This window comes from Bacillus sp. BC05(2025) (assembly GCF_056725905.1).
On the sequence record NZ_JBWYRA010000006.1, the window covers coordinates 235,304 to 260,931 of the forward strand.

At 36.7% G+C, this 25,628-nt stretch carries 28 protein-coding genes; 14 read left to right on the plus strand and 14 right to left on the minus strand.

The window, feature by feature from the left end; genetic code table 11:
• The first annotated feature begins 155 nt into the window (after nucleotides 1-155).
• On the plus strand, nucleotides 156-1,640 hold the full coding sequence (gene pepA / locus ACZ76X_RS20165) for a cytosol aminopeptidase (RefSeq protein ID WP_479851492.1): 1,485 nt from the start codon (nucleotides 156-158) through the stop codon (nucleotides 1,638-1,640).
• A gap of 82 nt (nucleotides 1,641-1,722) precedes the next feature.
• Here pepA and cdaS read toward each other — a convergent pair whose 3' ends face one another.
• Nucleotides 1,723-2,328 (minus strand): sporulation-specific diadenylate cyclase CdaS, encoded by a 606-nt coding sequence (gene cdaS, locus ACZ76X_RS20170; protein WP_001209528.1) that lies wholly within the window; start codon nucleotides 2,326-2,328, stop codon nucleotides 1,723-1,725.
• A gap of 143 nt (nucleotides 2,329-2,471) precedes the next feature.
• Between cdaS and ACZ76X_RS20175 the strand changes: the two genes are divergently transcribed.
• Both ACZ76X_RS20175 and galU read left to right on the plus strand, forming a co-directional pair.
• Nucleotides 2,472-4,196, plus strand: a complete 1,725-nt coding sequence (locus ACZ76X_RS20175; protein WP_479851493.1) for a phospho-sugar mutase — start codon at nucleotides 2,472-2,474, stop codon at nucleotides 4,194-4,196.
• A gap of 107 nt (nucleotides 4,197-4,303) precedes the next feature.
• Complete coding sequence (gene galU, locus ACZ76X_RS20180; protein WP_002181028.1) at nucleotides 4,304-5,191, plus strand: UTP--glucose-1-phosphate uridylyltransferase GalU; 888 nt, start codon at nucleotides 4,304-4,306, stop codon at nucleotides 5,189-5,191.
• Nucleotides 5,192-5,295: 104 nt separating this feature from the next.
• Here galU and ACZ76X_RS20185 read toward each other — a convergent pair whose 3' ends face one another.
• From ACZ76X_RS20185 to ACZ76X_RS20195, 3 genes are all read right to left on the minus strand, one after another.
• The gene (locus ACZ76X_RS20185) at nucleotides 5,296-6,132 is read right to left on the minus strand and encodes a hypothetical protein (RefSeq protein WP_479851494.1); all 837 of its coding nucleotides are present in this window, start codon (nucleotides 6,130-6,132) and stop codon (nucleotides 5,296-5,298) included.
• Nucleotides 6,133-6,279: 147 nt separating this feature from the next.
• Nucleotides 6,280-6,873, minus strand: a complete 594-nt coding sequence (locus ACZ76X_RS20190; protein WP_479851495.1) for a biotin transporter BioY — start codon at nucleotides 6,871-6,873, stop codon at nucleotides 6,280-6,282.
• Nucleotides 6,874-6,923: 50 nt separating this feature from the next.
• On the minus strand, nucleotides 6,924-7,667 hold the full coding sequence (locus ACZ76X_RS20195) for a DUF3298 and DUF4163 domain-containing protein (protein ID WP_098667224.1): 744 nt from the start codon (nucleotides 7,665-7,667) through the stop codon (nucleotides 6,924-6,926).
• 95 nt (nucleotides 7,668-7,762) lie between these two features.
• Between ACZ76X_RS20195 and ACZ76X_RS20200 the strand changes: the two genes are divergently transcribed.
• Nucleotides 7,763-8,146, plus strand: a complete 384-nt coding sequence (locus ACZ76X_RS20200; protein ID WP_001140610.1) for a hotdog fold thioesterase — start codon at nucleotides 7,763-7,765, stop codon at nucleotides 8,144-8,146.
• Nucleotides 8,147-8,186: 40 nt separating this feature from the next.
• On the opposite strand, the gene ACZ76X_RS20205 is transcribed toward ACZ76X_RS20200, so the two are convergent.
• Both ACZ76X_RS20205 and ACZ76X_RS20210 read right to left on the minus strand, forming a co-directional pair.
• A complete protein-coding gene (locus tag ACZ76X_RS20205) occupies nucleotides 8,187-9,563 on the minus strand; it encodes a glycine--tRNA ligase (protein ID WP_000287154.1) in 1,377 nt (458 codons plus the stop codon).
• 347 nt (nucleotides 9,564-9,910) lie between these two features.
• On the minus strand, nucleotides 9,911-10,624 hold the full coding sequence (locus ACZ76X_RS20210) for a DNA alkylation repair protein (protein ID WP_479851496.1): 714 nt from the start codon (nucleotides 10,622-10,624) through the stop codon (nucleotides 9,911-9,913).
• A 117-nt stretch (nucleotides 10,625-10,741) separates the two neighbouring features.
• On the opposite strand from ACZ76X_RS20210, the gene ACZ76X_RS20215 reads away from it, so the two are divergent.
• A complete protein-coding gene (locus ACZ76X_RS20215; RefSeq protein ID WP_479851497.1) occupies nucleotides 10,742-11,209 on the plus strand; it encodes a hypothetical protein in 468 nt (155 codons plus the stop codon).
• Between the two features lie 76 nt (nucleotides 11,210-11,285).
• Here the strand turns inward: ACZ76X_RS20215 and ACZ76X_RS20220 are convergent, their stop codons facing one another.
• Entirely contained in the window at nucleotides 11,286-12,611 is a 1,326-nt protein-coding gene (locus ACZ76X_RS20220; protein WP_306186900.1) for an ArsB/NhaD family transporter, read from the minus strand.
• Nucleotides 12,612-12,900: 289 nt separating this feature from the next.
• Between ACZ76X_RS20220 and kapD the strand changes: the two genes are divergently transcribed.
• Nucleotides 12,901-13,524: a 3'-5' exonuclease KapD gene (gene kapD, locus ACZ76X_RS20225; protein WP_479851498.1), complete on the plus strand. Its 624-nt coding sequence runs from the start codon at nucleotides 12,901-12,903 to the stop codon at nucleotides 13,522-13,524.
• A 41-nt stretch (nucleotides 13,525-13,565) separates the two neighbouring features.
• Here the strand turns inward: kapD and kapB are convergent, their stop codons facing one another.
• A complete protein-coding gene (kapB, locus tag ACZ76X_RS20230) occupies nucleotides 13,566-13,949 on the minus strand; it encodes a kinase-associated lipoprotein KapB (protein ID WP_001209345.1) in 384 nt (127 codons plus the stop codon).
• Nucleotides 13,950-14,114: 165 nt separating this feature from the next.
• On the opposite strand from kapB, the gene ACZ76X_RS20235 reads away from it, so the two are divergent.
• Together ACZ76X_RS20235 and sodC are read left to right on the plus strand one after the other, a co-directional pair.
• Nucleotides 14,115-14,291 carry a hypothetical protein gene (locus tag ACZ76X_RS20235; protein WP_000982762.1) on the plus strand — a complete coding sequence of 59 codons (177 nt, stop codon included), beginning with the start codon at nucleotides 14,115-14,117 and terminating at the stop codon, nucleotides 14,289-14,291.
• Nucleotides 14,292-14,359: 68 nt separating this feature from the next.
• The gene (gene sodC, locus ACZ76X_RS20240) at nucleotides 14,360-14,899 is read left to right on the plus strand and encodes a superoxide dismutase [Cu-Zn] (RefSeq protein ID WP_098667229.1); all 540 of its coding nucleotides are present in this window, start codon (nucleotides 14,360-14,362) and stop codon (nucleotides 14,897-14,899) included.
• A 47-nt stretch (nucleotides 14,900-14,946) separates the two neighbouring features.
• On the opposite strand, the gene ACZ76X_RS20245 is transcribed toward sodC, so the two are convergent.
• The gene (locus ACZ76X_RS20245; RefSeq protein ID WP_479851499.1) at nucleotides 14,947-16,101 is read right to left on the minus strand and encodes a MalY/PatB family protein; all 1,155 of its coding nucleotides are present in this window, start codon (nucleotides 16,099-16,101) and stop codon (nucleotides 14,947-14,949) included.
• A 117-nt stretch (nucleotides 16,102-16,218) separates the two neighbouring features.
• Between ACZ76X_RS20245 and ACZ76X_RS20250 the strand changes: the two genes are divergently transcribed.
• Nucleotides 16,219-16,470, plus strand: coding sequence for a YugE family protein (locus ACZ76X_RS20250; protein ID WP_000537632.1), 252 nt, complete (start codon nucleotides 16,219-16,221; stop codon nucleotides 16,468-16,470).
• Between the two features lie 30 nt (nucleotides 16,471-16,500).
• Here the strand turns inward: ACZ76X_RS20250 and ACZ76X_RS20255 are convergent, their stop codons facing one another.
• Both ACZ76X_RS20255 and ACZ76X_RS20260 read right to left on the minus strand, forming a co-directional pair.
• On the minus strand, nucleotides 16,501-17,340 hold the full coding sequence (locus tag ACZ76X_RS20255; protein WP_479851500.1) for an alpha/beta fold hydrolase: 840 nt from the start codon (nucleotides 17,338-17,340) through the stop codon (nucleotides 16,501-16,503).
• Between the two features lie 109 nt (nucleotides 17,341-17,449).
• Nucleotides 17,450-18,442 (minus strand): 2-hydroxyacid dehydrogenase, encoded by a 993-nt coding sequence (locus ACZ76X_RS20260; RefSeq protein WP_479851501.1) that lies wholly within the window; start codon nucleotides 18,440-18,442, stop codon nucleotides 17,450-17,452.
• 265 nt (nucleotides 18,443-18,707) lie between these two features.
• On the opposite strand from ACZ76X_RS20260, the gene ACZ76X_RS20265 reads away from it, so the two are divergent.
• The 3 genes from ACZ76X_RS20265 (at nucleotide 18,708) to yugI (ending at nucleotide 20,991) form a co-directional block, all read left to right on the plus strand.
• A complete protein-coding gene (locus ACZ76X_RS20265; RefSeq protein WP_000255706.1) occupies nucleotides 18,708-19,205 on the plus strand; it encodes an Lrp/AsnC family transcriptional regulator in 498 nt (165 codons plus the stop codon).
• Entirely contained in the window at nucleotides 19,202-20,392 is a 1,191-nt protein-coding gene (locus tag ACZ76X_RS20270; protein ID WP_479851502.1) for an aminotransferase, read from the plus strand. The genes ACZ76X_RS20265 and ACZ76X_RS20270 overlap by 4 nt, the downstream gene beginning before the upstream one ends.
• A gap of 254 nt (nucleotides 20,393-20,646) precedes the next feature.
• Nucleotides 20,647-20,991, plus strand: coding sequence for a S1 domain-containing post-transcriptional regulator GSP13 (gene yugI / locus ACZ76X_RS20275; RefSeq protein ID WP_000003767.1), 345 nt, complete (start codon nucleotides 20,647-20,649; stop codon nucleotides 20,989-20,991).
• A gap of 112 nt (nucleotides 20,992-21,103) precedes the next feature.
• Here yugI and ACZ76X_RS20280 read toward each other — a convergent pair whose 3' ends face one another.
• Nucleotides 21,104-21,337 (minus strand): DUF378 domain-containing protein, encoded by a 234-nt coding sequence (locus tag ACZ76X_RS20280; RefSeq protein ID WP_000105789.1) that lies wholly within the window; start codon nucleotides 21,335-21,337, stop codon nucleotides 21,104-21,106.
• A gap of 274 nt (nucleotides 21,338-21,611) precedes the next feature.
• Between ACZ76X_RS20280 and ACZ76X_RS20285 the strand changes: the two genes are divergently transcribed.
• Nucleotides 21,612-22,964 (plus strand): glucose-6-phosphate isomerase, encoded by a 1,353-nt coding sequence (locus tag ACZ76X_RS20285; protein ID WP_078419259.1) that lies wholly within the window; start codon nucleotides 21,612-21,614, stop codon nucleotides 22,962-22,964.
• A 107-nt stretch (nucleotides 22,965-23,071) separates the two neighbouring features.
• Complete coding sequence (locus tag ACZ76X_RS20290; RefSeq protein WP_166704694.1) at nucleotides 23,072-23,485, plus strand: YugN-like family protein; 414 nt, start codon at nucleotides 23,072-23,074, stop codon at nucleotides 23,483-23,485.
• Here the strand turns inward: ACZ76X_RS20290 and ACZ76X_RS20295 are convergent.
• Complete coding sequence (locus ACZ76X_RS20295; RefSeq protein WP_479851503.1) at nucleotides 23,472-24,467, minus strand: potassium channel family protein; 996 nt, start codon at nucleotides 24,465-24,467, stop codon at nucleotides 23,472-23,474. The two genes, ACZ76X_RS20290 and ACZ76X_RS20295, sit on opposite strands and share 14 nt — an antisense overlap.
• Before the next feature lie 92 nt (nucleotides 24,468-24,559).
• On the minus strand, nucleotides 24,560-25,240 hold the full coding sequence (locus ACZ76X_RS20300) for an MgtC/SapB family protein (RefSeq protein ID WP_048528454.1): 681 nt from the start codon (nucleotides 25,238-25,240) through the stop codon (nucleotides 24,560-24,562).
• Between the last annotated feature and the right edge of the window lie 388 nt (nucleotides 25,241-25,628).

A 25,628-nucleotide genomic window follows, 5' to 3' on the forward strand; every position in this document is an offset into this window, starting at 1 on the left:
CCCACCTCAAAATTCAGCGAAAGCAAAGAATTTAGGTGAGGGCTGATTAAAGTTTCACTTTATAATACAGGTAAGAGTAGAAGTTAGAATTGTCGCATTTTATCGAAAATAAAGTTATAATAAAGGCAGAGTAGAGAAATTTAGGGGGTCTGAACATGTTTCAAGTACAAAAAGAATTAGGAAGCCATGAAGCGGTAATCGTTGCCTTATTTGAAGAAGAAAAAACGAGTAGTTTTGTACAAGAACTGGACAAAGCGTTTGAAGGGCAATTACAAGTTTTACTAGCAGAAAAAGAACTTTCTACGAAGAAGAAAGCTATTTCAAAAGTACATAGTTTAGGAAAAACAAATGTGAAACGTTATTATTTCGTTGGTTTAGGTAAGAAAGATTCTTATACGACAGAAACGTTACGTGCGGCTCTTGGTAAGGCGTTTAAAACGTTACAAGCAGCAAAAGTACAAGATGCAGCAATCTTACTTGATTCTTTCGTAACAGAAAAACTAGACGCAATTGATGTAGCTCACATTGCAGCAGAAGTACAAAATCTTGGTACATATGAGTTAGAAACGTATAAATCAGATAAAAAGGATCGTGTGGAGTTAGAGAAGTTCACGGCTATTACAGCGGAAGATGCACAAGAAATTGAAGCTGCATTAACAGTTGGCTACGTACATGGACATGCAACAAATTCAGCTCGTACACTTGTAAATATGCCGCCAAACGTATTAACAGCGACGAAGCTTGCTGAGTATGCTGTTGAGTTAGCGGAGAAGTATGATATGGATTATAAAGTTCTTGAGAAAGAAGAGATGGAAGAGCTTGGTATGGGTGCGTTACTTGCAGTAAACCAAGGTAGTGTAGAACCACCAAAAATGATCGCTCTTATTTATAAAGGAAAAGAAGAGTGGACAGATGTCATTGGATTCGTTGGAAAAGGAATCACATACGATACAGGCGGTTATTCTTTAAAACCACGTGAAGGTATGGTCGGTATGAAAGGTGATATGGGTGGTGCAGCTGCTGTGTTAGGTGCGATGGAAATTATCGGTGAACTTCGCCCAGAGCAAAATGTGATCGCTGTTATTCCATCAACGGATAACGTTGTAAGTGGTACAGCATTTAAGCCAGACGATGTAATCACATCTATGAGTGGAAAAACAATTGAAGTATTAAATACAGATGCAGAAGGTCGCCTAGCGTTAGCTGACGGTATTACGTATGCGAAAAAATTAGGTGCAAACTATCTTATTGATGTTGCGACATTAACAGGTGGTGTAATTGTTGCACTTGGAAATCATACAACAGGCGCAATGACAAACAATGAAGAGTTGTTTGAGCAAGTGCTAGAGGCATCTATGGAAACAGATGAATCAATTTGGCAATTACCGATTTTTGATCGTGATAAAGAACGCGTGAGAAATAGTAAATTTGCTGATTTAAATAACTCACCAGGCCGCGAAGGACATGCGGTTATGGCAGGTACATTCCTAGGTGAATTCGCTGAAGATACACCTTGGGTACACTTAGACATCGCTGGAACATCTGAATCATCAGGAGCGCATGATTTAGGGCCAGCTGGTGCAACAGGTGCAATGGTGCGTACACTTGCAACACTTGTTGAACGTTTCAGAGAAGAATAAGATAATGAGAGAAGGCTGTTCCAATATTTGGAACAGCCTTTCTTATTGATATATGTGGTGTTCCGGCCGATGTAATTTCACTTTATAAAGAAATCGTATATAACGTCCCATTTAAAGCGAATGAAGTGCGACCTGTTTCTTCAGAGACAACTAAAATAAGGGCATCGCTTTTTTCCGATAATCCAATTGCAGCTCTGTGACGTGTTCCTAGCTCAGGATCAACTTCTGTACTTTTCGTTAAAGGAAGAATATTAGCAGCTGAGACAATATGATTATTTTTTACGAGAACGGCACCGTCATGAAGAGGGTTACCTGGATAAAATATTGATTCGAGTAATGGTGCAGTTAAATGAGCGTTTAATGTCGTTCCAGTTTGAATGAAAGCTTCAAGCGTCTCGTTTCGTTCCACAACAATAAGAGCACCATGTTTTCTGGCGCTTAAATGTTGGATAGCTGTCGTAATAAAAGATGAACTTTCCGTATAAGGTGATAAATATGCCTGAATATAGTATGTAGCTGCCAATGTTTGTACATTTGCTAACATATGATGAATATCTTCCATTTTGCATAAAATACATTCGTCTTCTTTATCGATTGCGCTCCTCATAATCGATAGTTCTTTTTCAGCAATTTCAATCATTTGCTTTGTTTGTATTTTGAGCTCTTCTGACAAGCCCCATTCGCGCATAATCCTCATTCCCTTTAGTGGAGTATTTAACAATAGTGTATACAAATATTCCTAGTAAAATCCTGCTAGATTTTATAAAATATTGAGATACAACATGTTTTTTTCATATAATAAAGGTATGACGAGCGAGAGGAGAGAGAAGAATGAATTGGAAACAAGAATTTAGTCGCTGGCTTTCTTACGCACAATTAGATGCAGAATTAAAAGAACAGCTAGAAAATATGAAGCAAGATGAGAAGAAAATTGAGGATAGCTTTTATAAAAATCTAGAGTTTGGCACAGGTGGTATGCGTGGTGAACTTGGTGCTGGTACGAACCGTTTGAATGTATATACAGTTCGTAAAGCAACAAAAGGATTAGCAAGCTTTATCGAAAAGTTAGGTGAGGAAGCGAAAAAACGCGGTGTTGTTGTAGCGTATGATTCTCGTCATAAATCACCTGAGTTCGCAATGGAAGTAGCTGCTACACTTGGTGCACACGGTATTACAACATATGTGTTTGAAAGCTTACGTCCAACGCCAGTGCTTTCTTTCGCAGTTCGTCATTTACATACAGTGAGTGGAATCGTTCTTACGGCAAGCCATAATCCACCAGAATATAACGGTTACAAAGTATATGGTGAAGATGGTGGGCAGTTGCCTCCAAAAGAAGCTGATGAGTTAATTAGCTACGTAAACGCAGTAGAAGACGAGTTAACAGTTGAGGTTGCTAATGTGGAGCAATTAAAAGCTGACGGTTTATTACATATTATTGGACAAGAAGTAGATGATGCATATGCTGCAGAATTGAACAATGTCATCATTAATAAAGAAATGGTGGAAAAGGCCGGCAAAGACTTGAAAATAGTCTTTACACCATTACACGGAACATCAAATCTTTCTGTACGCCGTGGTTTAAAAGAAGTTGGATTTACAGATGTAACAGTTGTAAAAGAGCAAGAGTTACCAGATCCAAACTTCTCTACAGTAAAATCACCGAACCCAGAAGAGCACGCAGCGTTTGAGTATGCAATTCGTGACGGTGAAAAGGTAGGAGCGGATGTATTAATCGCAACAGATCCTGACGCAGACCGCCTTGGTGTAGCAGTGCGTAATCATAATGGTGAGTTCCAAGTATTAACAGGAAACCAAACAGGTGCATTAATGCTTGATTATTTACTATCACAAAAGAAAGAAAACGGAACGCTTCCAGAGAATGGTGTCGTATTAAAAACAATCGTAACGTCTGAAATCGGCCGTACAATCGCGAAAGCATACGGTTTAGATACAATTGATACGTTAACTGGGTTTAAATTTATCGGTGAGAAAATTAGACAGTATGAAGAAAGCGGACAATATGAATTCCAATTCGGTTATGAGGAAAGCTATGGTTATTTAATCCGCCCATTCTGCCGTGATAAAGATGCAGTACAATCTGTCCTATTTGCATGTGAAGTAGCTGCATACTACAAATCACAAGGGAAAACGTTATATGATGGTCTATTAGAAGTATTCGAGAAATATGGCTTCTTCCGTGAAGATCTTGTATCGTTAACGCTAAAAGGAAAAGATGGAGCGGAAAAAATTCAAGAAATGATGGCAACATTCCGTGAAAATCCCCCAAAAGAAGTAGCGGGCTTAACAGTTGTAGCAGTTGAAGACTATAAAGCAAGCATCGTTACATCTTTACAAGATAGACATAAAGAAGAGATTCACTTACCGAAATCAAATGTGTTAAAATATCAATTAGAGGATGGTTCATGGTTCTGCCTACGTCCATCTGGAACTGAACCGAAGATTAAGTTCTACTTTGGTGTAAAAGATAGTTCTTTACAAAATAGTGAACAAAAGTTACTTACTATTAAAGAAGACATTATGAATCGTTTATAATACAAAGTAATTTTAAGTAGTAAGGAACAAAAGGGAGCGAAATCTCCCTTTTGTTTTATGTAGGAAATGATTGCTATTGATTCCGACAGGAGAGAGGGTATTTTGTGATGAAAAAAGTAAGAAAAGCGATAATCCCAGCAGCTGGATTAGGAACACGTTTTTTACCAGCAACGAAAGCAATGCCGAAAGAAATGTTACCGATAGTAGATAAACCAACGATCCAATACATTGTAGAAGAAGCAGTGAAATCGGGTATCGAAGATATTATTATCGTTACTGGTAAAACAAAGCGTTCTATCGAAGATCATTTTGATAACGCATTTGAACTAGAACAAAACTTATTGGAGAAGAAAAAATATGAGTTGCTTGAAAAAGTACAAGCTTCTTCAAAAATGGTAGATATTCATTACATCCGTCAAAAAGAACCGAAAGGGCTAGGACATGCTGTTTGGTGTGCACGTAAATTCATTGGTGATGAGCCGTTTGCAGTGTTACTAGGTGATGATATTGTCCAAGCTGAGAAACCATGTTTACGTCAATTAATGGATGAGTATGAAAAAACACTTTCTTCTGTTATTGGTGTACAAACTGTTCCAGAGTCGGAAACACATCGCTATGGAATTATCGATCCATTAGAACAAGAAGGTCGTCGTTATCAAGTTCGCAATTTCGTTGAGAAGCCAGCGCAAGGTACAGCACCTTCAAACTTAGCGATTATGGGACGTTACATTTTAACGCCTGAAATCTTTATGTTCTTAGAACAGCAACATGTTGGTGCTGGTGGCGAAATTCAGTTAACAGATGCTATTCAAAGCTTAAACGAAATTCAACGTGTATTCGCTTATGATTTCGAAGGAAAGCGCTACGATGTAGGTGAAAAGCTAGGATTCGTTCAAACGACAATCGAAATGGCCCTGCAACACCCAGAACTACGTGATGACATGGTTGCAATGATGAAGAAAATTTTAGAAGAACAAGCGAATCAAGATTCTTAATATAGTGATATAATCCCCTTTTGGATGAGCGATAAGGAACGTATTTACTGCTTCCTCTAAAGGGGATTTTTTTGAGAAAAAAAGACACTCTAGAGAGAGTGTCTTTACTTTTGATCAATAGGCTTTAGCTCATCAGCTTTAGATTTAATTTCATCAGTAATAGCGATATTAATATTTCCAGCTGCTTTTTTGTATTCTTGAATCAATGCATTAACGTTTTGATTAAATGAAATTAAGCTACCACTTGGAGATTGGGCTTGTTCGTTAAGTGCAGTGATAATCCCATATATTTTTTTATATTCTTCGTAGGTTTCTTTATACTTATTAGGCTGTTCTTTTGCAGCTTCAGAGACTAACTTTAAATCATTTCCCATATTGCTATAAAATGTATCAACGGTTGTAATCATTTCGTCAATTTCTGTTCTCTTAGAACTTAGTGCATTATTGAAGTCCTGTCTTTTATCTATTGCACTTGACCATGTAGTTGAATACTCGGATAACACGTAAGATGCTGCGTATTTAAAGGTGTTTATATTATTATAAAAGGATGCTGCTGCAACTAAGTAATTAGCTTCTTTTTTCTTTTGGGCTTGAAGAGCTTGATACTCCTCTTCCATATTTGTTACTTTTGTTATCGTAAAGAGAAGAACGATGACGGATATAACTGTTGTTAGAAATAGTATTAAAGATGTTATTAAAGATTTTTTTGCTGGTAATTTTCGTACTTTCTTAATTAACCCAATAACAATAAAGATTAAAGCCGCACATAAACTAACTATAGTAAGAATTAAAAAGAAAAATGATAGGCCGTTTCCAAGGGTATAAGACATCCCTAACTCACTATTTCCGTATAATTTGTAACTAATGCTCATACCTAGTATGAAAAATAAAAATAATACTCCGGCACTTACTTTAATAAGTGTATTTTTTGATAGATTCACTGATTTTCCTCCAAAATATTGTTCTGATTAGATGTGCAAAATATATGATTTGCTGAATTAGCATAACAAAAATCATTTTTAATATGTGTCGTATATTGTCGAAAAAACAAAAAGAGTTATCTTAACATAGTAAGATAACTCTTTTTCTTATGAAATCGTCGAATGAGAATGCTGATAAGCAGAACGACGCACAGCATAGTATATGCGAGGTGCGATAATAGCACCGATAATTGTAAATGCAATATCTTTTACTGCGAACCACATCATAATCATCCAAGCAGCTTTATAGCTCATATTACCACCCATAAAGAGATTGACTGCCCCGTACATGTAAGTAGTACCGATAATATAAGTTAAAATGATTCCTGTGAAAGAGGCAATTGCAAATGTACGAAATGTTGGTTTTTCCTTTTGTTCTACGAGTTTTCCTGATACGTAAGCAACGATAATAAATGCAATAATAAAGCCGCCAGTAGGATCTAAAAGTGCTCCAAATCCAGCTTTGAAGTTAGCGAAGATTGGTGCACCTGCTACTCCAACTAGCATGTAAACAGTCATTGATAATGCACCAAGTCTACTTCCGAGAAGAAGCCCTGCTAAAATTGCGAAAAATGGTTGCATAGATAATGGGATGCCCGCTACTTGCAGGAATGGTGCCCAAGATACAATATTTGCACCAATGGCCATAAGAGCAACGAACATGGCAGCTAATGCTAAATCTAAAACATGAAATCTCCTCATAATGTTAACCTCCTGTTGTTTTCGGGTTAACATTATCGTAGCGAAACTATTTACTTGTTGTCAATTAAAATATTTTGATAAGAAGGCTTCAAATACTCTCTTAACAACGTATACGGAATACGAAATTGTGGAATGCCGCTTGAATACGGCGCAATTTCATATAAAGGGAAATAGATGACGAGATTGTTCGGCTCTAAAAAGAAGTGAAACTTTTTCGCGCTCATGACCTTTTCAGTTGCATCGGGAAAATAAATGCTTTCATTTTGTTTAATTTGTCTTACAATCTCAGCGCGTATTACTTCTTTATATTTATCTTTTTGTTGAAATAAATCGTCTAAGCGTAGTAACTTTTTTTCTTTTAAATCAAATGTATTTGCCTTCCACGTATAAAGACCGTGTGCACCACCCGTATATTGATAGTAATTCAAATATAGGCTGAGAAAAGGTGGTTTATTTAAGGAGACTTTATAATCAACATTCGCCACATATGGATGAAATGGTGTACTAGATCCTTCTGTTTCTTTATAATATTTTTTTGCGTCTTTTTCTAATCTGGTTTTAAATTTGTCAGTAGATTTTTTGTAATAGAAATTGAGCTTATTTTGAAATTTAGAATCAGAAAAGTTATGAAATGAAGGTCTATTAATTTGATATTCTATATAAGGTTTCTTACCTTTTTGCGTTACAGTCTGAACATCGATTGTCAGGTTAGATGCTTTGGCTGCTAGTGCACAATTTGGTACAATAGTCAGCAAGGAGAACATAAGCAGTAATATACAAAATTTCTGTTTCATTTAGGTGAAACCTCCTTATTTAAGTGTTATAAGTAGTTTGAAAATAAATAGGTAAAATTATACATTTAATTAGAGTAGGAGAAGGGGGAAACGATATGGCAAAAACTTTAATGGATTCACTTGGAATTGAGTTGTTAGAGATGACAGAAGATAAGGTGGTTGCTACGATGCCTGTTGATGAGCGTACGCATCAGCCATTTGGATTTTTACACGGTGGTGCCTCTGTTGCATTAGCAGAAACAGTAGCAAGTGTCGGTTCTTACAATTTAATTGATCAAGAAAAATGTATCTGTTTCGGTCTAGAAATTAATGCAAATCACATTCGCTCAAAGAAAGATGGAATTGTAACAGCGATCGGAACACCGATACATAGAGGACATTCAACGATGGTTTGGGATGTACGTATCATTGATGAGAATGACGATTTATTATGTATTTCAAGATGTACAGTAGCAATTAAAGAAAAACGTGAAAAGTAAAAAAGAGGCGGCTCTCATGAGCTGCCTCTTTTTCTTATAATTAGAACTGGATTTTCTTCTCTAAGAAACCTTTTAATTCGCTAATTGGCATACGAACTTGTTCCATTGTGTCACGGTCACGTACTGTAACAGCTTTGTCTTCAACTGAGTCGAAGTCGTAAGTGATACAGAAAGGTGTACCGATTTCGTCTTGACGACGGTAACGTTTACCGATAGAACCAGTTTCATCAAAGTCTACCATGAAGTCTTTAGCTAATTCTGCGAATACTTCAGTAGCACCTTCAGATAGCTTTTTAGATAATGGTAAGATTGCTGCTTTGTATGGTGCTAAAGCAGGGTGGAAACGAAGAACTGTACGAGAATCGTTTTCTAATTGCTCTTCTTCATATGCATCACATAAGAATGCTAATGTTACGCGGTCAGCACCTAAAGATGGCTCGATGCAGTACGGTACATAACGCTCATTCGTTTGTGGATCAATATAGTTAAAGTCTTCGTTAGAGTGTTCCATGTGACGTTTTAAATCGAAGTCTGTACGAGATGCAACGCCCCATAGTTCGCCCCAACCGAATGGGAATTTGAATTCAATATCAGTTGTTGCGTTACTGTAGTGAGATAACTCTTCTTCACCGTGGTCACGAAGACGCATGCTTTCTTCAGTCATACCAAGTGAAAGTAACCAGTTCTTACAAGTTTCACGCCAGAATGCGAACCACTCTAAATCTTCACCAGGCTTACAGAAGAATTCAAGTTCCATTTGTTCGAATTCACGTGTACGGAATGTGAAGTTACCAGGTGTGATTTCATTACGGAAGCTCTTACCGATTTGGCCAATACCAAATGGAAGTTTTTTACGCATAGAGCGTTGTACGTTTTTAAAGTTTACGAAAATACCTTGTGCTGTTTCAGGACGAAGGAAGATTTCGTTTGTGCTAGACTCTGTAACACCTTGGAATGTTTTGAACATTAAGTTGAACTGACGGATTTCAGTGAATTCTTCACTACCGCAATCAGGACATTTTACTTCATGTTCTTTCATTAAGTCAGCCATTTGGTCGAAAGTAAGACCGTCAACAACCATTTCGATGCCTTTTGCATCTAATGCATCTTCAATTAATTTGTCAGCACGGTGACGCGCTTTACATTTTTTACAGTCGATCATTGGATCGTTGAAGTTACCAACGTGACCAGAAGCGATCCAAGTTTTTGGGTTCATTAAAATAGCTGCGTCTAAACCAACGTTGTATGGAGATTCTTGAATGAATTTTTTCCACCAAGCTTTTTTAACGTTATTTTTTAATTCGATTCCAAGTGGACCGTAATCCCAAGTGTTTGCAAGACCACCGTAAATTTCAGAACCAGGGAAAACAAAACCGCGATGTTTCGCTAAGTTTACTACTTGTTCCATTGAATACATAAGAAAATCCTCCTTTTGAAAGTTAACGTATTGGCGATGACGTGCTCAGATACTAGTGAAACGAGCGGTATATGCTTTGAAAAACATAAAAAAAACGCTCATCCCAAGGCTTAATTGCCTAGGGACGAGCGTTTGCCCGCGGTTCCACCCTAGTTGATACACAAAAGGTGCATCCACTTTATCACGTATTGCTCGAGACTGCCGTTTCCTTGCAGCTTCAGGCTTTCACTATCCCTGAATCGCTTTTTGTGCAAGTACTTATAAGTCCGTCATCGCTACTTATATTAATAATAATGAACATATTCTAACACGTTCTTTTTTAAATCTCAATAGAGGAACGTGTCTATCTATGATAGAGTCTCGCCTATTTTTTCGTTATTTATTCCGTAATTTTCTTTAATGTGCTTAATTGCTTCACGTTTACTAAGCGGGGCAAGCTCGTTATTTTGCACGTATTCCCATACTACATCGGGGTTTGTTTTTGCATATTCGCGAAGGACCCAGCCAATCGCTTTTTGAATGAAAAATTCTTTTGAAGAATGTAGTTGTCCAATAATCCAGAAAAGAAGTTCTTCATCCATCTTTTGTTTATATTTTAGTTGGAATAAAATAGCGGCGCGTTGTAACCATATATTATCTGATGCAATCCATTTCGGAATATAGGCAGAAATTAATTCCGGGCGTTGTAAAAAGATATTACCTAAAAAGGTAGGGACGATGCTATCAACAGTATCCCACCAAGACTTTGTGACAATGAGTTCTTCTAAGAAGGGGATATGAGTTTCGTTTATATGCTTTTTATATTTTTGCATAATATCAAGTGCGGCCGCTTGAAATTCACGTTCTGGTAAATCCCAAAGCTCACGTATGATAACTTGGAAGTCTTTTGAATCTGGGAGAGTATGTATTTGAATAACGTCTTTTAATAACTGTCTTCTCTCGGGAGTTTGAATACCGAGAAACGGGAAGTGATTTTTCATATAACGTGCCATCGGTTCTGCTTTTTCCGGATTTTTGTGAGCTATGAAATGTTCTTGTAGTGCTTTTACAAATGGATGCATCAGTTGTTCTCCTCTCTAATTATCTTACTCCTATTATTATACAGAGAGTTTGGTTGAATTTTAAAACATAACTTGTAAAGTAATGAAATATGTTGAGAGTAGAGAGGAGAGGATAAGATGGAAGATCAAGGTTTACTAGCAGGTTTCTTTGCTCTTAGTTTTGCGTTTATTCTTGTTGTATTGATTTGGGCAGTTATTGCGTATTTGTTAACGGCTTTTGCACTATATACGATGGCGAAAAATGATGGTGCAACGGATGGTGCTCTTGCATTTATTCCTTTTTTAAATAGTAAGATATGGGGTGATTTAGCGAAAGACAAATTACCAGATTTCTTGAAAGAAGAAGCAGGATGGAAAGTATTCGGCATATATGTCGCATGTTTCATCTTTAACTTCGTACCGATTCTAAGTATATTAGCAACAGCTGTATCGATTGTGCTGTCTATTTATCTTATCTACGCAATTTTAGATAGGTACGGAACGAACTCTATATTGTTTACAATTATTCATACAATCACGTTTTCGGTTTTCTTACCGATTCACTTATTTATTATTCGGAATGAGCCGGTAAGGTATAACGAATAGGTTTGTTATTTTTTGTTGATATATTTTAAATATGTGTAATGAAAAAAGCGCCCCGTTTATTTGGGCGCTTTTTCTACTACATAAGGTAGCGTACATAAATATAAATATGAGAAATGATTAATGAAACGATCATAATTGGGAAACCGACTTTTAGGAAGTCCATGTAGCTAAACTTATGTCCTTCGCGGCTTGCGATACCTGCAACAATTACGTTAGCAGAAGCTCCGATTAATGTTCCGTTTCCACCTAGACAAGCACCTAATGCTAATGCCCACCATAATACGTCGATTTGTGCGTCAGAAGGTGATAATCCTAGCCCAACTGCCATATCGTTAATAAGTGGGATCATTGTTGCAACGAATGGAATGTTATCAATTGTTGCAGAGGCGATACCAGATACCCATAAAATAAGGATAGATGCGTAAGAGATATCTCCGCCCGTTATGCCAATTACTTTTTGAGCTAACATTTTAATAAGACCGATATCGATAAGTCCTCCAACGAGTACGAATAGCCCTGCGAAGAAGAAGATTGTTACCCATTCAACACTTGCGAATACCTCTTCAATTTCATGTTCTTTCACACCAATTAGCATAAGAATAGTAGCACCAGTTAAAGCGATGATAGCTGCATCAACATGGAAAATCGAATGAGTCATGAAACCTACAATTGTAAGCCCAAGTACTGTTAAAGATTTTTTCATTAATACTGGATCTTTAATATACTTCTTTTCATCTAAACTCATTAATTTCTTAACTTGTACAGGATCAGCAATTAATTGTTTACGATACATGAAGTAAAGGATTGTCGCTGTCACACCAATAATAATGATTACGATAGGTGCTAAGTTGAATAAGAACGCATTGAAATCTAAATGCTTATTTGCAGAACCGATCATAATATTAGGTGGATCACCAATTAATGTTGCTGTTCCTCCAATGTTTGAAAAAATAATTTCAGAAAGTAAATAAGGAACAGGATTTACTTGCAGTATGCGCGTAATAGATAAAGTAACTGGAACAACAAGAAGTACAGTTGTAACGTTATCTAAAAATGCGGAACCAAGCGCAGTAAGTAAGGAAAGGGAAATTAAAATTTTAATTGGATTTCCTTGCGCTCCTTTTGCTGCTTTAATGGCAACGTATTGGAAGACACCCGATTTACTCGTAATGTTCACCAAAATCATCATACCGATGAGTAGCGTAATCGTCCCCCATTCAATATGTTTCGTAAAGGCGTTATGTAAATCAACGACCCCCATAATTACCATGAGTGCTGCGCCAAGAAGTGCGATGACAGCGCGATTGATTTTTTCAGAAATAATAATGGCATATGTAATTAAAAAGACTGCGATAGCAAAATAATACTGCCAGTTTGCGAGCTCTTGCGTTGTTTCGTGCAAAACTCTCATCTCCTTTCATTCACTTTTCTTAGTGTGTCAAAAAGTAACTAGATGAAACACACATAACGTCATTATAAAGTAGAAAAAAGGAGGATGTAAATGAAAGGGTTTATTTTGTCATATTTTCTGCATCGGTCATTTTTTCTTATTTTTAAAAATATTTGCGGGTATTTGACATATATATAAGATACATCCAATCTGAATATTTAAAATGGAATTAGCATTCGAGCTTGTTCGTGTAGGAGTGTCAAATAGAAAGGAATGACAAAGATGATAAGGAAGGGATCGTATGGATGAACAACAATTTTTATTTTTGGATTTTGAGTTTACGATGCCCCAGCACAGAAAAAAACCAAAAGGATTTTTCCCGGAAATTATTGAGGTAGGACTCGTTTCGGTTGTCGGCTGTAAAGTAGAAGACACATATTCAGCTCATGTTAGGCCGAAAACGTTTCCTTCATTAACGGATCGATGTAAGAAATTTTTAGGGATTAAACAAGAAGCTGTAGATAAAGGAATTTCGTTTCCAGAACTCGTTGAAAAACTTGTAGAATATGAAAAGAGATGTAAACCAACCATTGTTACGTGGGGAAATATGGATATGAAAGTGTTGAAGCATAATTGTGAAATGGCAGGAGTCGACTTTCCGTTCTTAGGGCAGTGTCGTGATTTATCAATGGAGTATAAGAAGTTTTTTGGAGAGAGAAATCAAACAGGATTGTGGAAAGCAATTGAGGCGTATGGAAAAGTAGGGACAGGTAAGCATCATTGTGCACTAGATGATGCAATGACGACGTATAATATTTTTAAATTAGTAGAAAAAGATAAAGAGTATTTAGTAAAACCGGCACCTCCAACATTAGGAGAACTCGTTGATTTTTCAAAAGTATTAAAGAAAGTGAGTACACAGTAACGACCAAATTGCACAGTATGTAATTTGGTCGTTTTGTTTTTTTAAAGTTTGTAGTCTTTTTTTAACTGCTCTAATGTTTCTAGACTACGAACCGCAAAAGGTGAATCATCTTCAGAAAATGAATTCATTTGAGTTTCTAATGCTAATTTGAGTGACTCTGTATACTCTGGAATTTCTCCCTCATATTTCTTCACCATTTGTTCTGGAATGTTAGTCTGTTCACGGAAAGCTAAAGCGCGTCTTTCATGGAAAAATGGTACGTCTGCTTGTTTTACGTTATGTAAGTCACCTTGCACTGGATGTTTTAAAACAGCTAATACTTTTACGACGTAACTGCCAGGGCGGCTATTTGTAACTTCGCCAATGTATTTTCCAGTTTTATAAATACCAGTAACGATTTCGCCAATTTCAAATGTTTCTCTCATATTTTTCACCTCAAGTTTATAGTAAGGAAAGTAGGAGAAGGAGTCAAAGAAATCATTCGCTTTCGGAACGACCCCTTGAGAATATGAATCGGTTCAACTATAATTTAAAATAATATAACAGAAAATTCTGATGGTTTTCGAATCCTATAATAAGGAGTGTTCCGTATGATGCCTTTATATTTTCCGGAAGATAAAACAGAATATATTATTCCAGGGATTGTTTGTGTTCTATTCATCATTGGTGCGGTTGCCACGTGGCGTATGTTCATTCGTGTATCAAAACGAGAAGCAGATCGATTACAGAAAGTTGAAGAAAAGCTGTTAGCTGAGAAGAAACAGTAACTCATTTTTGTATGTTTCCCTCTATGCTCGGACAATCTAAGGGCAGAATGTATTTTGGAGGGAATAAAATGAAAAAACGGCTTTTTTTCAGTTGTTGTTTAATATTTCTGATGGCAGGTTGTGACCAAGGAAAGCCGAAAGAAATTGACGTGAAATTACATAATGCTTCAGGCGATGAAGTTGGAACTGCGAAAGTAGTGCAGCAAACAAGCGGAGTGAAAATTAAGATTAAAGGGGAAGGGTTCACACCTGGCCCGCACGGCATACATGTACACGAAATTGGTGAGTGTAAAGCGCCACGATTTGAATCATCTGGGAATCATTTTAATCCTGATAATAAAAAGCATGGACTCCTTAATCCGAAGGGGGCAGAAAACGGTGATTTACCAAATGTAATTGCAGACGGTTCTGGGAAAATTAAAGCAGAAATCGATGCGCCGCACATAACGCTTGAAGAAGGAAAAACGACGATTCATAGAAAAGATGGAGCGTCTATTATTATTACAGAAAACGCTGATGATGGTATGACACAACCGACAGGTAAATCGGGTGATCGAATTGCTTGTGGTGTTATTGTAAAAAAAGCGTCGGATATGAAGAAAAAGTAAAAGCTACCGTGCGCGGTAGCTTTTTTGTTAAATGACGATAGTGGCAACTATAAAGAAAACGTATGGCGCAGTCTATTTAAAATTTCTTCTAAAACAGATCTTGGACAGCCGATGTTAATTCGAATATGTTCTTCGCCGCCTAATCCGTATTTCTCACCAGGCTCAACGATGATTTTCCCTTTTTCCTCAAGCAATGTGGTGCGTTCGTCTTGAGAAAGTTGTAGGCGAGAGCAATCAATCCATAACAAAAAGCTACCTTCTGGCTTTGTTACAGAAAGAGTAGGTATGTGATCTTTAATATATTTACAAGCAAATTGAGCATTATCTTCTATATATAATCGAATTTCATTTAGCCAATCGTTACATTCTGTATAAGCACTTTGCATCGCTGTATAGGCGAATGTATTTAATCCGTGGAAACCTTGTCTATGTTGGATAGATGTAAAGGTGTGACGGAGTTTTTCGTTTGGAATGATAATAATCGATGCTTGTAATCCAGCGATATTAAATGTTTTACTCGGAGCCATACAAGTAATTGTGCGCGCTGCTAATTCTTCTGATAAGGAAGCAAACGGTGTATGTGTATGATCTGCGTAAATAATATCGGAATGAATTTCATCCGCGACAACAATTACATTATATTTCGTACATAACGCGCCAAGCTGTGTGAGTTCCTCTTTTGACCAAACACGCCCGATTGGATTATGAGGGCTACAAAGAAGCATAAGTTTGACGCCTTGTTGGAATTGCTTTTCTAAATGCTTGAAGTCTATTGTATATGTATCATTTTGTTTCTGTAATGGACTCACGCATAATTGTCTATTGTTTGTTGTAACCATTTCGAAAAATGGGGGATAAATAGGTGGTTGTACGAGAATGGATTCATTTTCCTTTGTGAAGGCCTGTATGCTCGTACTAAGAGCTGGAACGATTCCCGCGCTAAAGACAATCCATTCTTTTTGAATATCCCAGTTGTATTGTTTTTTTGTCCAGTTACAAATAATATCTCCAATATTTTCAGGAGGAAGTGTATAGCCGAAAATAGGATGTTCAATACGTTTCTTTAAAGCAGTTTGAATTGGTTGTGGTACTTCAAAATCCATGTCAGCAATCCAAGCATGGATAAGTTCTTCGTTTTTATATGTATCCCATTTTGTACTATGAGTTCCACGGCGATTGATTGTTTTATGAAATAGTTGCATAGGTTTGCCCCCTTCTTCTGTAAAACCGTTAAGTTATGAAAGTTCTCTCTCTTCTTATAGAATAGCTGATGTGATAGGATAAAGAAAAGTATTAAAAAGTGAAAAGGCGGGAAGCGAATGGGTACATATGAAAAGATGATAGAGGTTGTGAAGAATTGGGATCCGTTTCAAATGGGACCGGAGTTTTATGAAACAGAAGCGAGCGATGTTGTGAACGTCGCAAGTGTGTTTGATGATCCAAAATACATCGCAAAGAAGATTCAACATATATACTTTATGTCTTTTGAGGAAGTACCTGCGCTTGAGAAATGTGAGAAGTTAGCTGTGGAATTACTTGTAATAAAAGAAGGTGGAAGTTGTTCATTGTAGGCTGTCGGGATTTCCGACAGCCTTTTATAATTATTGCACAGAAAAAGCGATAATTTCTTCATAAACACGTTCAGGTTTTTCTTCAGGTAGTAAATGCCCTGTATTTTCGTAAGAAATAAATTTTGAATTCGGTAAATCTTTGTGTAGACGATGACCTACATGTACAGGGACGACGCGATCTTTTTCACCCCAGATGAGTAGCGTAGGTGTTTCGATTTTTTGTAATTCGGTTGAAGATAAGTCACCTTCACGATCTCGTATCATACGAGTTAAAGCGGGGAATATACGGTTGTCGTAAAAAGGAGCGGAGTAACCTTCCTTCATTTCATCATCAATTAATGAGTGATCATGAACGACATTCATTAAGTTATGAACGATGCCGCGTCGGATAATCCAGTTCTTTACGTATAAATGAAAGAACGGTAAATAAGAAGAATATAGCAAAGGCAAAGCTGCACGTGCTAAATAGCTAGAGCTGCATAGTAAAATTGTTTTTGAGATTAATTCAGGACGTATACGGTTTACATAAAGAGAAATTTGCCCACCCATAGAATGCCCAACTAATACAATATTAGAGAGAGATAAGTGTTCAATTAAGTCGATAATAACCGTTGCTAAGTTGTGATAAGAATACTTAAATAGATGAGACTTATCACTTTTTCCGAACGGTGGTAAATCAAGAGCTAGTACTGTTCCTTCCTTCGATAGTAAAGGGATAAGACGGCGGTAGCTGAATGAGGAAGATAAAAAGCCGTGAACGAGTACGAAAGTAGGACGTTCTGTTTTATTGTTATGTTCATACAATTCGTAATGAACAGTAGTGCCGCGAGTGGAAAAAGTGAAATAAGGACAAGCATATTCGTGATTCATTTTTTGTCACTCCATTGATTTTTGTTCATATCATCTCCAAGGCAGAAAAAAATATGTTAACAAAAAAAGGCAAGATGACGACGTCATCTTGCCTTTCACTTATTCATTATTATGCGCGAACGATATTCGGCGGTGTTTTTCCTTGTAATCCAGCGACTAAATTTTCAGCGGCTGTCATAGCCATTTGCCGCCTAGTTTTTAATGTTGCAGATCCGATGTGCGGTAAAGTCACAACATTTTGTAAGGATAAGAGCGGATTGTCTTTTTGAATCGGCTCTTGTGTAAAAGTATCGATGCCTGCTGCAAAGATTTTCTTTTCTGTTAAGGCATCGATTAACGCTTCTTCATCTACTGTTTTCCCGCGAGAAGCATTAATGAAGATGGCTGTTTCTTTCATTAATGAAAATTCCTTTTCTCCGATAAGATGATACGTTTCGTCTGTTAGTGGAGTAAGAAGAACAATAAAATCAGATTGCTTTAGGAGCGTCTGTAAATCACAATATGTAGCATCGAATTTTTGCTCTGCTTCTTCTTTACGACGACGGTTATAATATAGAACATCCATATCAAATCCGAATTTTGCTCGTTTTGCAACGGCTTCGCCAATTCTGCCCATTCCGATAATACCGATTGTACTATGGTGTACATCTAGCCCGAAGTGCTCTTTTCCAATTTCGGCATTCCATTCACCATTTTTTACGTAGGAGTCAAGTTCACAAACACGACGACCAGTAGATAACATAAGAGCGAAAACGAGGTCAGCTACTGTATCATCTAGTACGTATGGTGTATTCGTTCCGATTACATTTCGCTTTTCCATCGCTTGTAAATCAAAATTATCGTAACCGACAGAAATGTTGCTCACTACTTTTAAGTTAGGAGCTACCTCTAATAATTCTTCATTAATAGCAGATCCAAAATTTAATAAACCATCTTTATCTTGTATTTTCTCTAATAGGATATCACGAGGTATTTTCTCATTTTTCTCCCATTTTTCATACTCACAGTGTTCTGATAAATATTTTTCTACAAATGTTGGAATTGGCTCGGCAATATAAACTTTTGGTTTCACGGTTCCATCCCCTTTCGCTTTATCATGCATTTTTCCGCTGATTAAAGTTTCACTTTACGCCGCTTTAACGAGCAGTAAGACTCCCACCTAAAAGACGATTGAGACAAAGAAGTGAGGTGGGAGATTAACTGCTCGTAAAAGCCTGATTGGTGCGGGCTAATAATCCATGGGGTGAACCTTTCCATGGATTAAAGTTTCACTTTATTTTGACATAATTCACTAAAAAAATCTTCTTTTCAAACTGGAAAGGGTATTTGTATAATTTAGACACAAACGAAAAGGAAGGGTGATTTATATGGTGACAGAAAAGGAATTAGAATTATTAGCTTGTCTTGAAAAAAGTAGTCGATTAACTGTAGATACATTAGCGAAGCTATTAAATATAGAAGTAGAAGAAGTAAAGAAAATGGTTGAAAAATTAGAAGCGGAAAAGATTATCGTGGATTATGTAACACATATCGATTGGACGAAGGTGAAAGAACATACAGGTTTAACGGCGATGATCGATGTGAAAGTTACGCCAAAGCACGGCGTTGGGTTCGATGCGGTTGCTGAACAAATTTATCGCTACTCAGAAGTAAAGTCTGTGTATTTAATGTCAGGGACATACGACCTTTCTATTACATTAGAAGGAAAGACAATGGGAGAAGTAGCAATGTTTGTTTCTGAGAAATTAGCAACAATTGAATCTGTCGTTTCTACAACAACGCATTTCATTTTGAAGAAGTATAAGCATGAGGGAATTATTTATGAAAAAAACGATGATGATAAGCGAATTGTGGTGACACCATGAAGCAATTTGAACTATCTAGAGCAGCAGAATCGTTACAACCATCAGGTATTCGAAAATTTTTCGATTTAGCAGCAAATATGAAAGGTGTGATTTCTCTTGGAGTAGGAGAGCCTGACTTCGTTACACCTTGGAATGTGAGGCAAGCGTGTATCCGTTCTTTAGAACAAGGATATACGTCCTATACAGCAAATGCAGGATTATTGGAGCTCCGTCAAGAAATAGCAAAGTATCTAAAAAAACAATTTGCAGTATCTTATGATCCAAACGATGAAATCATTGTTACAGTTGGAGCGAGTCAGGCGTTAGATGTAGCGATGCGCGCCATTATAAATCCTGATGATGAAGTACTCATTATTGAACCAAGTTTCGTTTCTTATGCACCGCTTGTAACATTAGCTGGAGGAGTTCCAGTTCCGGTGACGACTACTTTAGAAAATGAGTTTAAAGTACAACCAGAACAAATTGAAGCAGCTATTACAGCGAAAACAAAGGCGATTTTACTTTGTTCACCAAATAATCCAACAGGTGCGATGTTAAATAAATCCGAGCTGGAAGAAATAGCGTTGATTGTTGAGAAGTACAATTTAATCGTATTATCTGATGAAATTTATGCAGAGCTTGTATACGACGAAGTATATACAAGTTTCGCGAGTATGAAAAATATGCGCGAGCATACGATTTTAATTTCAGGATTTTCAAAAGGATTTGCGATGACAGGATGGCGCCTCGGCATGATTGCAGCTCCTGTTCACTTTTCAGAATTAATGCTCAAAATTCACCAATATTCCATGATGTGTGCCCCGACGATGTCTCAGTTCGCAGCACTTGAAGCGTTACGTGCAGGAAATGATGAAGTAATTCGAATGAGGGATAGTTATAAGAAACGCCGTAATTTTATGACGACATCTTTCAATGAAATGGGATTAACATGTCATGTGCCGGGCGGAGCGTTTTATGTCTTTCCTTCCATTTCTTCAACTGGACTATCTTCGGCGGAATTTGCAGAACAGTTATTACTAGAAGAAAAAGTGGCTGTTGTACCAGGAAGTGTATTTGGCGAAAGTGGTGAAGGATATATTCGTTGTTCATATGCAACATCGCTTGAACAGCTTATGGAAGCAATGAAGAGAATGGAACGGTTTATAGAGAATAAAAAAAGGACAAAACACAATACGTTTTGTCCATAAAAGGGGGGGAATACTAGAAAGCCATGTGTTAGTATTCTATCCTAATATTGGAGAATTATACTTACTTAAGGAAATTTTTTCATGAATTTTGAATGAGCTCTGTCATAGTGGTATAATTTACTAATATAAGGTATGCGTATCCTTTGTAGCCTTTCCTTAGGGTACGTATTAACTAATCGGATATTTAACAATAAATCATCTGCTTTGCTATCTACAATTGTAGAGAAAATGGTAAACGTATGGGAGTGTTTCATATGTCAGAACAATATACAACAGGAGTGGTTGTAACAGGGAAAGTGACTGGGATTCAAGATTACGGTGCATTTGTAGCTTTAGATGCAGAAACACAAGGACTTGTGCATATATCTGAAATTACAAATGGATATGTAAAGGATATTCATGACTTTTTAAAAGTCGGCGATACAGTAGAAGTAAAAGTACTTTCAATTGATGAAGAACACAGAAAAATGAGTTTATCGTTAAAAGCGGCGAAAAGAAAACAAGGACGGATTCTTATACCGAATCCATCTAAGGACGGATTTAATACGCTGCGAGAAAAGCTAACAGAATGGATTGAAGAGTCCGAGTTAACAAAGTAAAAGAGGAGCGCATATGAGCGCTCCTCTTTTACTTTTTCTTATGATATATATTTGCAAATATGATTGCATGCAATCATATTCGTATGTCGGAGGTGAAGTAAGGACATACTGACTAGCGAATTTCGTTCGTTTCTGGGTGAGTGCCAAGATTTTCTGATGGTTTAAAGAGTAAACCAAGATTGATAAGTCCAGAAATACCGACGATGCCGTAAATAATACGTGAAAGAGCTGAGTTTTGTCCACCGAAAATGGCTGCCACTAAGTCAAACTGGAAGAACCCGATTAGTCCCCAGTTCACAGCGCCAATTACAGTAAAGACTAATGCGATACGTTGTAGTGTACTCATGAAAAAGCCCCCCTTAATTGTGAAGCATGAGCAAGCGATGAGTTAATTAACTCTTTTATAGAATGGTGTAGTTATGTTGTTTTTATACATAAAAAATATAAGAAAAAGGATGTATATACATCTATACCGAAAAATGCGAATTTTTATGCAAAAAATGAACTTTTTCTAAAAAATATATATTGGTTACGTTTACAATGTTTGAATCGCTTGATTTACAACTTCAGTTTCGCTAAAGTGAATACAGAAATACATATCCATAATTGGAGGGAAAAAGATGAGTACACATGTAACGTTCGACTATTCTAAAGCGTTATCCTTCATCGGTGAACATGAAATCACGTATTTACGTGATGCAGTGAAAGTAACACATCATGCAATCCACGAAAAAACTGGAGCTGGGAACGATTTCCTTGGGTGGGTAGACCTTCCGCTTCAATATGACAAAGAAGAATTTGCTCGCATTCAAAAATGCGCAGAAAAAATTAAAAATGACTCTGACATTTTACTTGTTGTAGGTATCGGTGGTTCTTACTTAGGAGCACGTGCAGCAATCGAAATGTTAAACCATTCTTTCTACAATACACTTTCTAAAGAACAACGTAAAACTCCACAAGTGCTATTTGTTGGACAAAACATTAGCTCCACTTACATGAAAGATTTAATGGACGTATTAGAAGGTAAAGACTTCTCAATTAACGTTATTTCCAAATCAGGTACAACAACAGAGCCTGCACTAGCATTCCGTATTTTCCGTAAGTTATTAGAAGAAAAGTATGGAAAAGAAGAAGCTCGCAAACGTATTTATGCAACTACAGATAAAGCGCGTGGTGCATTAAAAACATTAGCTGATAACGAAGGTTACGAAACATTCGTTATTCCAGATGATGTTGGAGGACGTTTCTCTGTATTAACGCCAGTTGGTTTATTACCAATCGCAGTTAGTGGATTAAATATTGAAGAGATGATGCAAGGTGCAGCTGCTGGTCATGGTGATTTCAGTGCATCAGAACTAGAAGAAAACCCAGCTTACCAATATGCAGTAGTTCGTAATGCTTTATACAATAAAGGAAAAACAATCGAAATGCTTGTTAACTATGAGCCAGCACTTCAATACTTCGCTGAATGGTGGAAACAGTTATTTGGTGAAAGTGAAGGAAAAGATCAAAAAGGTATTTTCCCATCTTCAGCTAACTTCTCAACTGACTTACACTCATTAGGTCAATACGTTCAAGAAGGTCGTCGTGACTTATTTGAAACAGTTCTAAAAGTAGGGAAATCTACACATGAACTAACAATCGAATCAGAAGAAAACGATTTAGATGGATTAAACTACCTTGCTGGTGAAACTGTAGACTTCGTAAACACAAAAGCATACGAAGGTACATTACTTGCACATAGCGATGGTGGAGTACCGAACTTAATCGTAAATATCCCTGAATTAAATGAGTACACATTCGGTTACCTTGTATACTTCTTCGAAAAAGCATGTGCGATGAGCGGCTACTTATTAGGCGTAAATCCATTTGACCAACCAGGAGTAGAAGCATACAAGAAAAACATGTTTGCTTTACTTGGTAAACCAGGATTTGAAGAGTTAAAAGCAGAATTAGAAGAGCGTTTAAAATAATAAAAAGCGACCGGATTCCGGTCGCTTTTTATTATTTCATCGAAAAGTCCATCAGTATATTCAAACTAGAGTGGGTATGCTAAAGAAAAAGTCTAGGAGGGATGGGCTTGATTCCAATTCAATCAAATTTAGAAGGACGTACATATGCGTTATATAAGTTAGAAGAGATAATGAAGCCACTTGGATATAGCATTGGTGGTAATTGGGATTATGATAAAGGATGCTTTGATTATAAGATCGATGAAGAAGATGGCTATCAATTTCTGCGAGTGCCATTTACAGCAGTAGATGGAGAGTTAGATGTACCTGGTGTAATCGTTCGTCTTGGAACGCCGTATATTCTTTCGCACGTATATCAAGACGAACTAGATGATCATGTAAATACGTTAACAGCCGGAACGAGCGGAATAGACCAATTTGCTGAGCCGAAAGATCCAGATGGAGATGTGAAAAGAAAATATATCAATATTGGGAAAGTGCTCATGCAGGAACTAGAAAAACATTTTCTTAATGGTGAATAACAATGAGTATATCACTTTCAATGAGAACAAAGGAATGGACTGGATTAATCATATATTGTTCGTCGCGCTTTATACCTAGTAAGAGAATGTTTTGCTTTAAAAGAGTATAGCTGCAATTTGCAAAAGTTTGTCCGGCGCAGGATGGAGGAAGCTCCATCAGTTGTAATTTATTATCAGAGATTTCATTGTAAAGTGAGAATAGTACGCCTGAAATGGAAGGGAATAAAAGTGAAGCGGTAATTACATAGCTCGTTAGTTTATTTCCTTCTATAATTTCTGATGCACCAGCTCTCGTTGCATTTTGTATTTGTTCAGAAGTAAGAAGTTCAGCGATACAGTGAATGTTTGGGTTGAGCCCCTTTGCAGTTAAAATGTTTAAAATGGATTGTGTATCTGCTAGGCTTTCATTTTTTTCTTTATCAGCTGTTATTAATATAGTGTGAGCTGTTGTAATATTAGCCTTTAATAACGTTTGATCATGGTGGGGACAACCCTTTATAAATTCTAAATGGTGAAATGGTTTTGGAAGTAAAGAAAGTGTTTCATCAATTAAAACGATATCAAGGTTTGGTTGTAAAACGTGCATTTGTTTTACAACATGTTTTGCCCGTTCGTTCCAGCCAACAATAATCATATGACCGTTAGAAGTTGCAGCTTCTTCTCCTTTAATTTTCATATATTGTTTATTAATCATTTCAGTAGCGAACAACACCATATAATAAGAACAAAATCCGGTTCCTAATAAAATAATACCCATACCGATAAGTTTGCCCATCGTTGTATGTGGGGCAAAGTCACCGTAGCCAACGGTGAAAATGGTAACGATTGACCACCAAACTCCATCAAACCATGTAGTGAAGTGGAATGGTTCTAATCTATGTATAAGAAAGCCAGAAAAAGCGGTAAGTACAATGATAAAACAGATTAAACGAAAAATAATGGAATCACGAAATGTATCTACTAAATTTGGACGGGATTTCAAACTCTTATTCCTCCTTACTTTGCAGGACTACATTCATTGTTACCATTATAGAAAAAAGAAAAACTCTCTAATTGAAAAGAGAGTTTTTTACGTTACATACTTTCTACTTCAGTTTGTTGAACACTTTCAAGATGCTGAAGGGCGTAATAAACATCAGCAGTATGTCTTTTTTGATCGATACACAATTTCAAATGTAAATAGTGTGAGCCATTCTCCAATGTTTTGAGCTTCATATTCTTAACCTTTATATCCATTTCCTTTATTTCTTCAATTACAATTGGGATATTGTCCATATTTCGTACAACAAGTTTTACTGCAATATCGCGCTGGCGAAATGATCTTGGTCCTATAAATTTCATTGTTAATGGTATAAGTTCAACACTAATCATAAGGAAACACATCCCGAAAATTGCTTCTATATAGAATCCGGCTCCAACAGCAATACCGATACCGGAAGCGCCCCAAATCATAGCGGCAGTCGTTAATCCTGCAATACTATCATTTCCTCTACGTAAAATAACACCGGCACCTAAAAAACCAATTCCTGATACAATTTGAGCGGCAAGTCGAAGTGGGTCCATATTCATATGATCGGTATGTGGTAAATTGTAAGCCGCTTTAATAGAAACAATCGTCAGGAGGCAACTAATGATAGAAATAACTAAACAAGTTTTTAAACCAAGTGGTTTCCGTTTTAATTCGCGCTCTAAACCGATGGCGAATCCTAAAATAGCCGAGAGACCTAGTTTAATTAATAAATCGGTATAGTCCATATGTATTCCTCCTTGTATGATATGGTATATGAATAAAACATTTATTATAGAAAGAAATGTTTTTGGGTAGAGTGACTTTATATAGAATATATGTAGGAATCTCTTAGAAATGAAAGGGATATTTCGTTTAAGTATATGATATTAAAAAAGAAATGTAGTTAATTTAAAAAAAGTTTTCAAAAGGTGTTGCATTTCATTTTTCACCATGATATATTAATAACCGTCGCTGATGTGGAAACGCAGAAAACGACAAAAAAGAAATTGAAAAACTTAGTTGACATCGAAAAACGAAGATGTTAACATAAGGGAGTCGCAAATGAGCGGCCAAGTAGTTCTTTGAAAACTGAACGAAACAAACAACGTGAAACGTCAATTTTTATTTTTAGAT